This window comes from Mycobacterium lehmannii (assembly GCF_001499925.1).
GTDB lineage: Bacteria > Actinomycetota > Actinomycetes > Mycobacteriales > Mycobacteriaceae > Mycobacterium > Mycobacterium lehmannii.
In genome coordinates this window covers 1-13,958 of record NZ_LQIR01000039.1, presented here as the reverse complement: position 1 = coordinate 13,958, position 13,958 = coordinate 1, and the positions used below count along the sequence as shown (strand labels likewise).

The window sequence follows — 13,958 nt, the reverse complement described above, 5'->3', positions numbered from 1 at the left end:
CACCGGGGATCTGCGAACCCCCCCACCGCTCCACCGGAACCCGGTGCGCCGCAGAACAAGACCTGGCAGACGATGCTGCTACCCCCGACCGGTTGACGGTGGGCCCCGTCAGCCCTTCAAACCGAGCGGCCCGGCCAACTCGGTCAGTGTGGGGATCAAGACGTCCCATCCGCCGAGCACCTGGATCGCGACGTGATCGGCACCCGCGTCCAGGTGCTCGTTGAGCCGCGCGGCGATCGCGTCGGGGGTGCCGTGGGCGACGAGCGCGTCGATCAGCCGGTCGCTGCCGGGCTTGGCGACGTCGTCCTCGGTGAAGCCCAAACGCTTCCAGTTGTTCAGGTAGTTCGACAGGTTGAGGTAGAAATCGACTGTCTGCCTGCCGATCTCGCGCGATGCCTCGGCGTCGCGGGCCAATACGACCTTGTGCTCCGGTGCGATGAACACCGTGGGGCCCAAGAGGTTTCGTGCCTCTCCGGTGTGCTGCGGGGTGGTCAGGTACGGGTGCGCCCCTGCGCTGCGCTGCGCCGACAGCTTGAGCACCTTGGGCCCCAGCGCCGCGATCACCCGCCGGCTCGTCGGCACCTTCTTCGCATCCAGCGCGTCGAGGTACTCGACGAGCACGTCGTACGGTTTGCGGTACTCCTCGGTGTGCTCGGGATGACCGATACCGATGCCCAGCAGGAACCGGCCCGGATACGCCTCCTCGACGCGGTGGTAGGCGTCGGCGACCTCGCCGGCGGGCGCCGTCCACACGTTGATGATCCCGGTCGCGACCTGAAGGTTCTCGGTGCGCTCGAGGATCGGCTCGACGTATTCCAGGTTGCCGGCAGGCGATCCGCCGATCCACACCGCGCCGTAGCCGAGCTTCTCGATCTCCACGGCCTGTTCGGGTTTCGGAACGCCGAACGTCCATACGCCGTAGCGGCCGAAATTGGGCTTGAGCTCAGTCATACGGATCCCTTCGGTGGTGACGTCACTTCAATCCGAGCGGACCCGCCAATTGAGCCAACGCGTCCACCAGCTTGTCCGGTCCGGTGAGCACCTGCACGGGCACGTGGTCGGCGCCCGCCTCGAGATGCTCGTTGAGCCGTTCGGCTATGGCGTCGACGGTGCCATACGCCACCACGGCGTCGACAAGCCGGTCGCTGCCCGGCTTCGCGACCTCGTCGTCGGTGAATCCGAGACGCTTCCAGCTGTTGAGATAGTTCGTCAGGTTGAGATAGATCGCGAGTGCCTTGCGGCCGACCGCGCGCGCCTGCTCGGGGTCGGTGGTCGGCACCACCTTGTGCTCAGGAGCGATGAACGCATCCGGGCCGATCAGCTTGCGCGCCTCGGCGGTGTGTTCCGGCGTCGTCAGGTAGGGGTGCGGCCCGGCCGCGCGGTCCGCGGACAGCTTGAGCACCCGCGGACCCAGCGCCGCGACCACCCTTCTGTCCTTCGGCACCCCGTGCTCGTCGAGCTTGTCGAGGTAGGTGACGAGCGCGTCGTACGGCTTCTGGTATTCGGTATGAGCCTCCGGGTGGCCGACGCCGATACCCAGCACAAAGCGTCCCGGATGGGCCTTCTCGATGCGGTGGAAGGACTCGCTGACCGGCTCGGCGTCCGCGGTCCAGATGTTGACGATGCCGGTCGCCAGTTTGAGTGTGTTCGTCGCCTCGAGAATCGGTTCCGCCCAGGACAATTCGGCCGCCGGTGAACCGCCTGCCCAGATCGCCCCGTAGCCGAGGTCTTCGATGGCCCGCAGTTGCTCCGGGCTCAGCTTCTGCCACATGGAGTAATGGCCGAACGCGCCGTACCTGCCGAGATCGGGTTTCGTCATGGTCGCTCCAACTTCTCGGTGTCCAAGGGTTATTCCGGCTATCCGGCTGTGAGGGGAAGTTCCGTCGGGGTCGGCGCTTCGGAGGCCGGCGCAACCAACGGTAGATCGATGACGAACCGGGTGTCGCCGGGCGCGGACGTGACCTGGATGTCGCCGTGGTGCTTTTCGACGACGATGCGCCGGGCGAGATCGAGCCCCAGACCGGTGCCCTGACCGAACGGCTTGGTGGTGAAGAACGGTGTGAAGATGCGGTCGATGTTCTTCTCGGCGATGCCTTGTCCGTCGTCGCAGATCTCGACGCGGATCATTTCGTCGTTCTTGCGCGACGTGCGGATCGTCAACGTGCCCTCATAGTTCATCGCTTGGATCGCGTTGTCGATGATGTTGGTCCAGACTTCGTTGAGATCGCCTGGGTAGCACATCAATTGAGGCAGTGTGGTGTCCTTCTCCCACACCAGCGCGACCGGTTTGTCCTTACCTACCTTGTCGCCGAAGATGGTCTTGATCGTGCTGTGGATCAGCTCGTGGACGTTGGCGGCCTGGTACTCGCTGCGGTCCATCTGCGAGTACTGCTTGGCGCCGGCCAGCAGCGCCGAGATCCGCTTGCTGGCGTCGGCGATCTCGTTCATCCGTAGTTCGGCGTCGATCGTGTACTTCAGCCAACCCAATGCGCTTTGCAGCGTCGCCGAGCAGTCGACGTCATCGATCGAGGCTTGCACACGTTCGAGCCAGTCGAGGTCCAGGCCCGCCTCCACGAACGTCGGGGCGTAGTCCCAGGCGCTGGCGATGCCGCGGCCCTCCAGCCAGTCGCCGATGTGCTCTTCGGAGTCGGACAACTCCAGCGCGGTGAGTTCCTGCGCCTTGGACTTGGCGACCTGCTCGGCGACTTCGTCCTGGATTCGCACGAGCACCCGCAGCGCTTCCGGGGTGAACTTGCCGTCGGCCAGCATCGCCAGCTTGTAGCGCATCTTGCCGACGCCCTCGCGAAGGTCGGCCACCGCGCGGGCGGCGGCCGCCGCCGGGTTGTTGAGCTGATGGGTCAGGCCGGCGGTGATCGTGCCCAGCGCCAGCAGCTTCTCGCGCTGGCCGAGGATCTGACTCTGGCGCCGGCCGCCGACGCGGTGCCCCTCGAGCAGGTGCACTGCCATCGGGAACTCCGCTTGCATGAATTTCGCGAACGCGTCGGCGTCGAGCACGAAGAAGCGGGACGGCCTCGTGACGCGAACCGAGGCTTCGTAGAGGTGCTCCTCGCCGGGGACGTAGGCCGACCACGCGCCGCAGTACACCCCGCGCTGGGACGTGCGATTGGTCTCGATGTCCACGCCGCCCGAGCGCTTCGACATCACCAGCTCACCGTCGAGCAGCACGTAGAAACAGGTCGCGGGGTCGCCCTCGGTGCACACCGGACCGGGGTCGAACGTGGTGATGTGGCCGTTGTCGCACAGCACCTGTAGTTGCCGGTCGTCGAGCGCCTCGAACAGGAACAGCGAGCGCAGTTCGTCGGGCATGCACTGGTTCTCGTTGTCGCCCATCACGCCTCCGCCAGGTATCGGTGCACCAACATCACCGCCATCGACCCTTCGCCGACGGCGGCCGCCACCCTCTTGGCGGATTCGGAACGCACATCTCCTGCAACAAACACACCGGGCACGCTTGTTTCCAGGTGGTGCGGCGGACGGTCCAGCGTCCAGCCGGCCACGTCGCGCAGATCGGGTCCGGCGAGGATGAATCCGTGGTCGTCGCGGGCGATACCGGCCTGTTCCACCCAGTCGGTGCGCGGTTCGGCTCCGATGAAGATGAACATGCGCCCGCACGTGTGTTCCTCGCGCACACCGGTGTTCAGGTTCTCCAGGCAGATGCGTTCGAGGTGGCCGTTGCCTTCGACCTTGTGCACTGCGGTGTGCGGAAGTTCGCGGATGTTGTCGGTCGTCCTGATCTGCTGGATCAGGTAGTAGGACATCGAGTCCTCGAGGGTGCGGCGGCAGACGATGCTCACCTTCTTCGCGGTTCGTGACAGGAACATCGCGGCCTGCCCCGCGGAGTTGGCGCCGCCGATGACGAAGACCTCCTCGTCCTCGCATTCGGCGGCCACCGAGGAGGTGGCTCCGTAGTAGACGCCTGCGCCGGTGAGATCTGCGCAGCCCTCGGCGGGCAGCTGGCGGTACTCCACACCCATCGCCAGAATCACGGCCCGCGTCCCGATCGACCGGCCGTCGGACAGGTGGACGGTGCGCGCGTTGCCGTCGATCTCGAGCGCGGTGACCTCGGCCGCCGTGATGAGCTCGGCCGCGAACTTCTCGGCTTGTCTGCGGGCCCGTTCGGCGAGCTGAGACCCCGAGACGCCGTCGGGAAAGCCGAGGTAGTTCTCGATCCGTGAGCTCTGGCCGGCCTGCCCACCGGTTGCCGTGCGCTCGATGAGCACCGTCTTGAGGCCTTCGGCGGCACCGTATACCGCCGCGGCCAGACCCGCGGGGCCGCCGCCGATGACGACCAGATCGTAGAAGTCCTCCGAGGGCGTGATCGACAAGCCGAGCGTCGCGCCGAGTTCGGCGTCGTCCGGCGCGACGAGCGTCTCGCCCTGTTCGGTGACCACCACCGGAAGCGTCAGCCCGTCGAGTCCCGCGGCATCGAGTAGCTGCCTTCCCTTGGGTTCGTCGGCGCGGAACCACGTGTAGTAGAGCCGGTTGCGGGCGAGGAACTCGCGAACTTCCGACGAGCGTGCATTCCACGGGTGCCCGATGATCTTGGTGTGCGGGATCGCCCGGTCGCCGGTCTCGCGCCAGGCCTCGATCAGCGCGTCGATCACCGGATAGAGCTTCTCCTGCGGCGGGTCCCACGGTTTGAGCAGGTAGTGATCGAGGTCGACGACGTTGATCGCGTCGATCGCGGCGTGCGTGTCGGCATATGCGGTCAGCAGCACGCGGCGGGCCATCGGGAAGATGTCCATCGCCTCTTCGAGGAACTCGATCCCGCTCATCTGCGGCATCCGGTAGTCGGCGACGAACACCGCGACAGTCTCACCGCGCAGTTTGAGTTCGTTGAGCGTCTCGAGCGCATCGGGGCCGTTCTCGGCGCGTACGACGCGAAATCCCTCGCCGTAGTGGCGGCGCAGATCGCGGGCGACAGCGCGCGACACCGCCGGATCGTCATCGACGCTCAAAATGACGGGTTTACGAGGCTGGGACGAGGGGCCGGTCATCGCGTACAAGTATGCGCCCATCGTCCAGCCGATATCGGGGTCAGTTGCTCAGGTTCGCTGCGAAACCATCCGGGGTCGACGAGACCGCCTTCCTGACGGGTGCCGGTTGAGCGCTTCGGTGATTTCCCGGCTGCGGGTCCGCTGGGTGCGCTGTGCTATGCCGCGTATCATCTTCTGCTCCATCACGAAATGCGGTATGTCGAACCAGGAATGCCCGACCGCGCCACCGCTGCCGCGCACCACAAGGCGGGTCCGTCCCACTTCTCGCCGGAGCACGAACGACCAACAGCCCGAGGCCTTCTCGCCCCGTTGCAGCCGGCCGAAGTCAGCCGGTGACACCAGCACGAGATGTGAGCCGGGTTTCACCGCCGTTGACCACTTCTCATCGGACCACCGGCCGCCGGCGATGGCTAGGGACCGAAGTCACCTATGCGGCAAACGAAGCGGCAGAACGACCTTAGGTCGGGTATAGGGGCCGCCACATTTGTCGTGCACAGTGGTGAGCGCCACTGGCGCTGGGCGGCCAGCGCCGAATCCGGCTCAGCCTCAGTACGATTGCACGGTTCAACAGGTGACCAATGGCACTACGGGTACGACGACCGCGTCGCTACTGTCGGAGGTGTGGGAACAGACGACATCGGCGTCGGCGCCGACAACGACGCACGTACTCCGCACCGCCCCACCGTGCCGCGGATACAGGCGCCGCTGCGCAATGCGGTGCAACCGCTGACGAGAACTGGCGGCTACTACGCGCGCTCGTGGCGTGACTACCTCCACGACGGCCGCGATCAGACGCCGACCGTGCGGCCGACGGTCGCGTTGGCCGCCGAGGCGTTCCGTGACGAAGTGGTGCTGCTCGGGCTGCGAGCGCGGCGTCCGCTCAGCGATCCGCGGGCGTTCGAGCGGATCCACGGTGAAGTGGTGGCGGCGCTGGACTTCTACGGAGAGCGTGGATGCCTCGACGATCCGGCGGCGTTCTTCGCCGCGCCGGGGCCGCCCAGCGACTTGGACGTCTCACCGGTGCGTCGCCGCAACCGCTCCTATTACCGGTTGCGCTGGACCAGCGGGTACCGGCCGGACGCCGCCGAACCGGGCGCCGACCGCTGGCTGGGTTATGACGCCGTCTCCCGCGGCTACGGTCTGCTGCTGCGCCACCCCGAACCGCGGCCGTGGCTGGTGTGTGTCCACGGCACCGAGATGGGGCGGGCGGCGATCGATCTGGCGATCTTCCGCGCCTGGTACCTGCATGAGGAGTTGGGTCTCAACGTCGTGATGCCGGTGCTGCCGATGCACGGTCCGCGAGCCAAGGGACTGCCGAAGGGTGCGGTGTTCCCCGGCGAGGACGTCCTCGACGACATCCACGCCACCGCGCAGGCGGTGTGGGACGTCCGCAGCCTGCTGGCATGGATCCGCCGGCAGCAGCCGGAGGCGCCGATCGGCGTGTACGGCCTGTCGTTGGGCGGTTTCATCGCGGCGTTGGTGGCCAGCCTCGACGAGGACCTGGAATGCGCGGTGCTGGGCGTGCCGGTCGCAGACCTGGTCGGGCTTTTGGCGCGGCACTCCGGCATGGACAGCGACGATCCGCGGATGGAGACGATCAGGCTGGCCGCCCCGCTGGGCCGGATGATCTCGCCGCTGTCGTTGCCGCCGCAAGTCCCGATGGCCGGGCGCTTCATCTACGCGGGCATCGCCGACCAGGTGGTCCACCCGCGCGAGCAGATCGACCGGCTGTGGGAGCACTGGGGCCGTCCCGACATCCAGTGGTACCGCGGCGGGCACACCGGCTTCTTCAGGTCCCGGCCCGTGCACCGGTTCGTCACGGCCGCGCTGGTGCAATCGGGCCTGGTCCGCGGTAGTGACGCAGAACCGGACCGGCCCGAGACGGCGACGGGGTGACGGAGCCCTCCGTCGCGATTTTGGGCGCGGCCGGTGGGCGAGTACCATGGATCAACGGTGCGGTGATCGCGCCGACTCTTTGCGTGCCCTGTTCAGGAATTTCTGGCTACTGGCTCACGTTCTGTAGTCGGAGCAAATGCTGCGCCACAAGCAGTATCCGCCGCTCGCGGCGGGAAGGCGCCAACAATCAGGACACGGAGGATCTCCGAAAAACAATGGCCAAGAAAGACGGTGCCATAGAGGTCGAGGGTCGCGTGGTCGAACCCCTGCCCAATGCGATGTTCCGCATTGAGCTGGAGAACGGACACAAGGTCCTTGCCCACATCAGCGGCAAGATGCGGCAGCACTACATCCGCATCCTGCCCGAGGACCGCGTCGTGGTGGAGCTGTCTCCCTACGACCTGTCCCGGGGCCGCATCGTTTACCGGTACAAGTAAAAAACAGACACTCCAGAAGAACAGGATCGAACGAGCCGTGAAGGTGAACCCGAGCGTCAAGCCCATTTGCGATAAGTGCAGGGTGATCCGCCGGCATGGGCGGGTCATGGTGATCTGCTCTGATCCACGCCACAAGCAGCGGCAGGGCTAGACCCGCCGGCTGCCGACACAACTGAATGACGAAACCCCAGTACCACTGAGCTGCCCGGCGCGTCAGCGCCAAAAAGACGTATCAGCGCCGCTCGTCACGTCCGGCACGGAGGCCGGACCCCATATGAGGGAACGGACTGGGACAAGACCTCCGCATAGAAGAAGGAACACCGCCTGATGGCACGTCTCGTGGGCGTCGACCTCCCGCGCGATAAGCGCATGGAGATCGCCCTGACCTATATCTACGGCGTCGGCCGTACCCGCTCCCAGGAGATTCTGGATGCCACCGGCATCAGCCGGGATCTGCGCACCAAGGACCTGACCGATGATCAGGTGACCCAGCTGCGCGACTACATCGAAGCCAACCTCAAGGTGGAGGGCGATCTGCGCCGCGAGGTGCAGGCCGACATCCGCCGCAAGATCGAGATCGGCTGCTACCAGGGTCTGCGGCACCGCCGTGGGCTTCCGGTGCGCGGCCAGCGGACCAAGACCAACGCGCGCACCCGCAAGGGTCCCAAGCGCACCATCGCCGGCAAGAAGAAGGCCAGGTAATCGACGATGCCACCCGCAAAAAAGACCGCGGCCGGCCCCAAGAAGGGGCAGAAGACCCGTCGCAGGGAAAAGAAGAACGTCCCGCACGGTGCCGCGCACATCAAGAGCACGTTCAACAACACGATCGTGACGATCACCGACCCGCAGGGCAACGTCATCGCCTGGGCGTCGTCGGGGCACGTGGGCTTCAAGGGCTCGCGTAAGTCCACACCGTTCGCCGCGCAGCTGGCCGCCGAGAACGCCGCCCGCAAGGCGCAGGAACACGGCGTGAAGAAGGTCGACGTGTTCGTCAAGGGCCCGGGCTCGGGCCGCGAGACCGCGATCCGGTCGCTGCAGGCCGCCGGCCTCGAGGTCGGCGCGATCGCCGATGTCACGCCGCAGCCGCACAACGGGTGCCGTCCGCCGAAGCGGCGCCGGGTCTAGTAGGACGAGGAGAAACAGACAATGGCTCGTTACACCGGACCCGCGACCCGCAAGTCCCGCCGCCTCGGCGTGGACCTGGTCGGCGGCGATCAGTCGTTCGAGAAGCGCCCCTACCCGCCCGGCCAGCACGGTCGCGCGCGGATCAAGGAAAGCGAATACCGCCTGCAGCTGCAGGAGAAGCAGAAGGCCCGCTTCTCCTACGGCGTGATGGAGAAGCAGTTCCGTCGCTACTACGAGGAGGCCAACAGGCTGCCCGGCAAGACCGGTGACAACCTGCTGCGCATCCTGGAGAGCCGGCTGGACAACGTCATCTACCGCGCAGGCCTGGCCCGCACCCGCCGGATGGCGCGACAGCTGGTCAGCCACGGCCACTTCCTGGTCAACGGTGTCAAGGTCGACATCCCGAGCTACCGGGTGTCGCAGTACGACATCATCGACGTGAAGGAAAAGTCGCTCAACACCGATCCTTTCGTGATCGCGCGGGAGACCGCGGGCGACCGCCCGATCCCGTCGTGGCTTCAGGTCGTCGGCGAGCGTCAGCGCATCCTGGTGCACCAGCTGCCGGAGCGCGCGCAGATCGACGTGCCGCTGTCCGAGCAGCTGATCGTCGAGCTGTACTCGAAGTAAAGCCCCCCTCGGGGGCGCCGCCCGCGAGAACCCCCAAGAGAAGCCCCCCTCGGGGGCGCCGCCCCCGAGAACCCCAAGAGACGTCATATAGCGGTCGTCGAAAGGAAGAAGAAACACATGCTGATTTCTCAGCGCCCCACACTGTCCGAAGATGTCAAGGCCGAGAACCGCTCCCAGTTCGTCATCGAGCCGCTGGAGCCGGGTTTCGGCTACACCCTTGGCAATTCGCTTCGGCGCACGTTGCTGTCGTCCATCCCGGGCGCGGCGGTCACCAGCATCCGCATCGACGGAGTGCTGCACGAGTTCACCACGGTGCCCGGAGTCAAGGAAGACGTCACCGACATCATCCTGAACCTCAAGGGCCTGGTCGTCTCGTCCGAAGAGGACGAGCCGGTCACCATGTACCTGCGCAAGCAGGGGCCGGGTGAGGTCACCGCGGGTGACATCGTTCCGCCCGCCGGCGTGACGGTGCACAACCCCGAGATGCACATCGCCACCCTCAACGACAAGGGCAAGCTCGAGGTCGAGCTCGTCGTCGAGCGCGGTCGCGGCTACGTGCCGGCCGTGCAGAACAAGGCCTCGGGCGCCGAAATCGGCCGCATCCCTGTCGATTCGATCTACTCGCCGGTGCTCAAGGTCACCTACAAGGTGGAGGCCACCCGCGTCGAGCAGCGCACCGACTTCGACAAGCTGATCCTCGACGTGGAGACCAAGAACTCGATCACGCCGCGTGACGCGCTCGCTTCGGCGGGCAAGACGCTGGTCGAATTGTTCGGTCTGGCACGGGAACTCAACGTCGAGGCCGAAGGTATCGAGATCGGGCCCTCCCCGGCCGAGGCCGATCACATCGCCAGCTTCGCGCTGCCGATCGACGATCTGGACCTGACGGTGCGGTCGTACAACTGCCTCAAGCGCGAGGGTGTGCACACCGTGGGCGAACTGGTCGCACGCACGGAGTCCGACCTGCTGGACATCCGCAACTTCGGCCAGAAGTCCATCGACGAGGTGAAGATCAAGCTGCATCAGTTGGGCCTGTCGCTCAAGGACAGCCCAGCCTCGTTCGATCCGTCCGAGGTCGCCGGCTACGACGTCGCCACCGGCACGTGGAACAGCGATGCCGGCTACGACCTGGACGACAACCAGGACTACGCCGAAACCGAACAGCTCTAAACAACAGAGTCCGTCCCGGCCCTACCTGATACGGGGGTCGGCCCCACATAGGAGATAGTCGCAATGCCCAAGCCCACCAAGGGCCCTCGCCTCGGCGGGTCGTCCTCGCACCAGAAGGCGCTGCTGGCCAACCTGGCCACCTCGCTCTTCGAGCACGGCCGCATCAAGACCACCGAGCCGAAGGCACGGGCGTTGCGTCCCTATGCGGAAAAGCTCATCACGCACGCCAAGAAGGGCACGCTGCACAACCGGCGTGAGGTGATGAAGAAGATCCGCGACAAGGACATCGTGCACACGCTGTTCGCCGAGATCGGCCCGTTCTACGCCGACCGCGAGGGCGGTTACACACGCATCATCAAGGTCGAGAACCGCAAGGGCGACAATGCCCCGATGGCGGTCATCGAGCTGGTGCGGGAGAAGACGGTGACCTCGGAGGCCAACCGTGCACGCCGGAGCCGCTCCGGCGGCGACGTCGGATCCGGTGCCGCGGGTGCGCAGAAGACCGAGCAGCCGGTTGCGGCCGCGTCGGCCCCACAGGCCGCGGTCGTGCCCGAGGCCGCCGAGGGTCCCACCGAGGACGAATCGGTCGAGGAAGCCAGGACCGAATCGAGCGAGGCCGAGTCGTCCGAGGGCGCTGAGGCCGAGGCTTCGGCCGACGAGCCCGCACAGGTTGAGGCCGATAAGGATGACGACAAGTCCTGAGGACGTCATGAGCGAGCCCGCCATCGAATCCGGTGGCGGGCTCGTTCGTCTCCGGCTCGACATCGCCTACGACGGAACCGAGTTCGCCGGCTGGGCGGTCCAGACAGGACAGCGGACCGTGGCCGGTGTCCTCGAAGAGGCGCTGTCGACGGTGTTCCGCACCGCGGTGGTGGTGCGCGGGGCGGGTCGTACCGACACCGGTGTGCACGCCACCGGTCAGGTCGCTCATGTCGATGTGCCCGAAGAGGCCCTGCCACACGCTTATCCGCGTGCGACGCGTCCCGGCGACAGCGAGTTCCTGCCGCTGGTGCGACGGCTCGGCCGGTTCCTGTCCCGAGATGTGCGGGTGCTCGACGTCAAGCGTGCCGCCGCCGGTTTCGACGCCCGCTTCTCCGCGCTGCGCCGCCACTACGTCTATCGATTGTCGACGGCGCCATTCGGTGTCGAACCGCACGAGGCGCGCTTTGTCACTGCCTGGCCGCGCCCGCTCGACGTGGACGCGATGACCGAGGCGTCACGGAAGCTACTGGGACTGCACGACTTCGCCGCATTCTGTCGGCACCGCGAGGGCGCCACCACCATCCGCGACCTGCAGCGCCTGGACTGGTCGCGTGAGGGGGCGCGCGTCACCGCGCATGTCAGCGCCGACGCCTTCTGCTGGTCCATGGTCCGGTCACTGGTCGGTGCGCTGCTGGCGGTCGGCGAACACCGCCGCGAACCCGACTGGTGCGCAAGTTTGTTGGCCGCCGATCGGCGGTCCAGCGAATTCGCGGCAGCGCCTCCGCAGGGGTTGACCCTCGTCGGCGTCGACTACCCGTCCGACGATCAGCTCGAAGCGCGCACGAAGGTCACCCGCGACCTGCGGGTGGTCGACTAGATCCCCTCTAGATCCGGGCGGCGATGAAGTCGGCCGCCTGGTTGACCATGCCCGCATTCACATATGCGCGCGCGGCGTGGTCGGGCCAGTTGCCCTCCCAGGTCTTCGGCTCTGCGGGGTTGCAGATCGGATCGGCACCGTGGCACAACTCGATGGTGCGCTCGCCGTAGAGCGGGCTGAAGTTCGTGATCGGCCCGGCCCATGCGATGCCGTTGCCGAACAGTGCGACCGCGGCGATGTGGCGGTCCATTCCCGGTGGCAGCGGCTTGTCGAACCCGAACGCGGCGATGGGTGCGGCCAGCACGACGTCGGTCACCGCGGCGCCCAGCGAGTATCCGCCGAGTACCAGCCGGGTGTCGGGGCACCGTGCCGCCATGTCCTGGATCCGCGAGCTCATGTCGTTGGCGCCGATGTCGATCTCGTAGTCGGCCGGATAGTTCACGGAATAGAGGTTGATGTTCTTGTCGGTCTTGTTGCGCAGCGCGCTGATGAGCGCGTTGCCGATCACGCCGGCACCGGGCGACTCGGTGCGACCGCGGGCGAAGATGAGCTCCGCTTGCGGGCACGACTGCGCGGCGGCGACGGACAAAAGGCCTTGGGTGCCCAGGGGGACGGGCGCGATCAGCCCCGCGACTGCGAGGACGACCGCCCCGATGAGCAGCATTCCCCGGCGCCCCAAGCTGCGAACAAGATCGTTTTGCACTCCGCCGATCCTATAGGAACTAATCAACGCCGACGAAGGTAATCCTTCGCGGTTGCCGCGACCTCAGACCAGCCGCGCCACGAAATCCGCAGCCCGGTTCGCCATTCCGGCTCCGACGTAATCGCTGTGGGCGAACGGATTGCGGCCGCGGGAACAGATCGGGTCGCCGTCGGTGCACAGGTCGATCGCCCGCCCACCGAAGATCGGCGCCGACGTGATCGGGTTGCCGAACTTGGTCGCCGGGTTGCCGAACACCGCGACGGCCGCGACGTTGGGCGCGACGTTCGGTGGCAGCACCGGGCCCAGCGCGCCGATCCGGTTCCCCAGCGGCGGGATGCCGGCCAGCATGTCGACGACCGCAGCGCCCTGAGAGAACCCGCCGAGCACGATGCGCGAGTCCGGACACGACTGCGCGGTGTTGGTGACGAACGCCGCCGCGTCGGCGGCACCGTCGGCCGCCATCACAAAGTCGTAGGTGGCCGGGTAGGCCACCCCGTAGGCCGACAGCGTGCGGTCCCCGAGCTGGGGACGCAGCGCGTCGACGAACGCCTGGCCGACACGGCCGATGCCGGGAGGTTCACCGGTGCCGCGGGCGAACACCACCGTCACATCCGAGCAGCCCTGCGCCGAAGCGAGGGGTGGCGCGAGAACGGAAGGGGTCAATCCGGTTGCCGCGACGACGGCTGCGCCGGTGAACCGACGACGAAGGCGAGCGAAATCCACGGGACGAGATGATATCGCCGCGCGGAATCAAACCAGACCGGCGACGAAGTTCGCTGCCTCCTGGACCAGGCCGGCGGTCACGTAGTCGTTGTGGGCGAACGGGTTACGGCCCCGGGAGCAGATCGGGTCGCCGTCCTTGCACAGGTCGATCGCGCGGCCCGCGAACACCGATTTGGTGATCGGGTTGCTGAACTTGGTCGCCGGGTTGCCGAACACCGCGACGGCGGCGACGTTGGGCACCAGGCTGCCCGGCAGCGGGGGAGCCGAACCGATCGAGCCGATCTTGTTGCCGAGCGGCGGAACACCCGCGAGCATGTCGACGACCGCCGCCCCCTGCGAGTACCCGCCGAGCACGATGCGGGTGCTCGGGCACTGCTGCGCCAGCATTGCGATGCGGTTCGTCGCGTCGGTCGCGCCGTCGGCGGCGGCCAGGAAGTCGTATGACGCGGGATAGTTGACCGCGTACGTGCTGATGGTGCGCCCTCCGGTCAGGCCGCGCAGCGCGTTGACGAACGCGGTGCCCGGCGTGCCCAGGCCGGGGGTGTCGTCGGTGCCGCGAGCGAAGATCACCTCGATATCGCTGCACGAGGACCTCGGGGACCCGTATCCGGGGCTGGTGGCGGCCGGCCCGGGCGTCGCGCCGGAACCGTATCCGGGGCTGACGGGGCCGGGTGGGGGGC

At 67.0% G+C, this 13,958-nt stretch carries 16 protein-coding genes; 9 read left to right on the top strand and 7 right to left on the bottom strand.

Annotated features, from left to right (window positions below; genetic code table 11):
- Nucleotides 1-108: 108 nt before the first annotated feature.
- The 4 genes from AU192_RS19160 to AU192_RS19145 are packed head-to-tail and all read right to left on the bottom strand — an operon-like array spanning nt 109 to nt 5,018.
- Nucleotides 109-951, bottom strand: coding sequence for an LLM class F420-dependent oxidoreductase (locus AU192_RS19160; protein ID WP_064399054.1), 843 nt, complete (start codon nt 949-951; stop codon nt 109-111).
- Between the two features lie 22 nt (nt 952-973).
- Complete coding sequence (locus AU192_RS19155; RefSeq protein ID WP_064399052.1) at nt 974-1,819, bottom strand: LLM class F420-dependent oxidoreductase; 846 nt, start codon at nt 1,817-1,819, stop codon at nt 974-976.
- Between the two features lie 38 nt (nt 1,820-1,857).
- Complete coding sequence (locus tag AU192_RS19150; RefSeq protein WP_064399049.1) at nt 1,858-3,351, bottom strand: ATP-binding protein; 1,494 nt, start codon at nt 3,349-3,351, stop codon at nt 1,858-1,860.
- Nucleotides 3,351-5,018 carry an NAD(P)/FAD-dependent oxidoreductase gene (locus AU192_RS19145; protein WP_064399060.1) on the bottom strand — a complete coding sequence of 556 codons (1,668 nt, stop codon included), beginning with the start codon at nt 5,016-5,018 and terminating at the stop codon, nt 3,351-3,353. The genes AU192_RS19150 and AU192_RS19145 overlap by 1 nt, the downstream gene beginning before the upstream one ends.
- A 717-nt stretch (nt 5,019-5,735) precedes the next feature.
- Between AU192_RS19145 and AU192_RS19135 the strand changes: the two genes are divergently transcribed.
- The 9 genes from AU192_RS19135 (at nt 5,736) to truA (ending at nt 11,852) form a co-directional block, all read left to right on the top strand.
- Nucleotides 5,736-6,914 carry an alpha/beta hydrolase family protein gene (locus AU192_RS19135; RefSeq protein WP_423202712.1) on the top strand — a complete coding sequence of 393 codons (1,179 nt, stop codon included), beginning with the start codon at nt 5,736-5,738 and terminating at the stop codon, nt 6,912-6,914.
- 215 nt (nt 6,915-7,129) lie between these two features.
- The gene (gene infA / locus AU192_RS19130; protein ID WP_003418601.1) at nt 7,130-7,351 is read left to right on the top strand and encodes a translation initiation factor IF-1; all 222 of its coding nucleotides are present in this window, start codon (nt 7,130-7,132) and stop codon (nt 7,349-7,351) included.
- Between the two features lie 37 nt (nt 7,352-7,388).
- Nucleotides 7,389-7,502, top strand: coding sequence for a 50S ribosomal protein L36 (gene rpmJ, locus AU192_RS25180; protein WP_003879483.1), 114 nt, complete (start codon nt 7,389-7,391; stop codon nt 7,500-7,502).
- A gap of 176 nt (nt 7,503-7,678) precedes the next feature.
- The gene (rpsM, locus tag AU192_RS19125; RefSeq protein ID WP_064345640.1) at nt 7,679-8,053 is read left to right on the top strand and encodes a 30S ribosomal protein S13; all 375 of its coding nucleotides are present in this window, start codon (nt 7,679-7,681) and stop codon (nt 8,051-8,053) included.
- Between the two features lie 6 nt (nt 8,054-8,059).
- Nucleotides 8,060-8,476 carry a 30S ribosomal protein S11 gene (rpsK, locus tag AU192_RS19120; RefSeq protein ID WP_064345641.1) on the top strand — a complete coding sequence of 139 codons (417 nt, stop codon included), beginning with the start codon at nt 8,060-8,062 and terminating at the stop codon, nt 8,474-8,476.
- Nucleotides 8,477-8,497: 21 nt separating this feature from the next.
- Nucleotides 8,498-9,103: a 30S ribosomal protein S4 gene (rpsD, locus tag AU192_RS19115; RefSeq protein WP_064399046.1), complete on the top strand. Its 606-nt coding sequence runs from the start codon at nt 8,498-8,500 to the stop codon at nt 9,101-9,103.
- 87 nt (nt 9,104-9,190) lie between these two features.
- Complete coding sequence (locus AU192_RS19110) at nt 9,191-10,273, top strand: DNA-directed RNA polymerase subunit alpha (RefSeq protein WP_278183971.1); 1,083 nt, start codon at nt 9,191-9,193, stop codon at nt 10,271-10,273.
- Between the two features lie 63 nt (nt 10,274-10,336).
- Nucleotides 10,337-10,975 (top strand): 50S ribosomal protein L17, encoded by a 639-nt coding sequence (gene rplQ / locus AU192_RS19105; RefSeq protein WP_064399043.1) that lies wholly within the window; start codon nt 10,337-10,339, stop codon nt 10,973-10,975.
- 7 nt (nt 10,976-10,982) lie between these two features.
- A complete protein-coding gene (gene truA / locus AU192_RS19100; RefSeq protein WP_064399042.1) occupies nt 10,983-11,852 on the top strand; it encodes a tRNA pseudouridine(38-40) synthase TruA in 870 nt (289 codons plus the stop codon).
- A 7-nt stretch (nt 11,853-11,859) separates the two neighbouring features.
- Here the strand turns inward: truA and AU192_RS19095 are convergent, their stop codons facing one another.
- The 3 genes from AU192_RS19095 to AU192_RS19085 form a co-directional block, all read right to left on the bottom strand.
- A complete protein-coding gene (locus AU192_RS19095; RefSeq protein WP_064399040.1) occupies nt 11,860-12,516 on the bottom strand; it encodes a cutinase family protein in 657 nt (218 codons plus the stop codon).
- Nucleotides 12,517-12,618: 102 nt separating this feature from the next.
- Nucleotides 12,619-13,278, bottom strand: coding sequence for a cutinase family protein (locus tag AU192_RS19090; RefSeq protein WP_064399038.1), 660 nt, complete (start codon nt 13,276-13,278; stop codon nt 12,619-12,621).
- 27 nt (nt 13,279-13,305) lie between these two features.
- Nucleotides 13,306-13,958 (bottom strand): cutinase family protein (locus tag AU192_RS19085; RefSeq protein WP_064399056.1); only part of this gene is annotated, 653 nt, incomplete at its 5' end.

What these genes read in the sequence shown, in the direction of transcription:
- AU192_RS19150 (WP_064399049.1), bottom strand. Translation starts at nt 3,351, where the DNA reads ATGGGCGACAACGAGAACCAGTGCATGCCCGACGAACTGCGCTCGCTG.
- truA (WP_064399042.1), top strand. Translation starts at nt 10,983, where the DNA reads ATGAGCGAGCCCGCCATCGAATCCGGTGGCGGGCTCGTTCGTCTCCGG.
- AU192_RS19160 (WP_064399054.1), bottom strand. Translation starts at nt 951, where the DNA reads ATGACTGAGCTCAAGCCCAATTTCGGCCGCTACGGCGTATGGACGTTC.
- AU192_RS19145 (WP_064399060.1), bottom strand. Translation starts at nt 5,018, where the DNA reads ATGACCGGCCCCTCGTCCCAGCCTCGTAAACCCGTCATTTTGAGCGTC.
- rpsM (WP_064345640.1), top strand. Translation starts at nt 7,679, where the DNA reads ATGGCACGTCTCGTGGGCGTCGACCTCCCGCGCGATAAGCGCATGGAG.
- rpsK (WP_064345641.1), top strand. Translation starts at nt 8,060, where the DNA reads ATGCCACCCGCAAAAAAGACCGCGGCCGGCCCCAAGAAGGGGCAGAAG.
- infA (WP_003418601.1), top strand. Translation starts at nt 7,130, where the DNA reads ATGGCCAAGAAAGACGGTGCCATAGAGGTCGAGGGTCGCGTGGTCGAA.
- rpsD (WP_064399046.1), top strand. Translation starts at nt 8,498, where the DNA reads ATGGCTCGTTACACCGGACCCGCGACCCGCAAGTCCCGCCGCCTCGGC.
- rplQ (WP_064399043.1), top strand. Translation starts at nt 10,337, where the DNA reads ATGCCCAAGCCCACCAAGGGCCCTCGCCTCGGCGGGTCGTCCTCGCAC.
- AU192_RS19095 (WP_064399040.1), bottom strand. Translation starts at nt 12,516, where the DNA reads ATGCTGCTCATCGGGGCGGTCGTCCTCGCAGTCGCGGGGCTGATCGCG.
- AU192_RS19155 (WP_064399052.1), bottom strand. Translation starts at nt 1,819, where the DNA reads ATGACGAAACCCGATCTCGGCAGGTACGGCGCGTTCGGCCATTACTCC.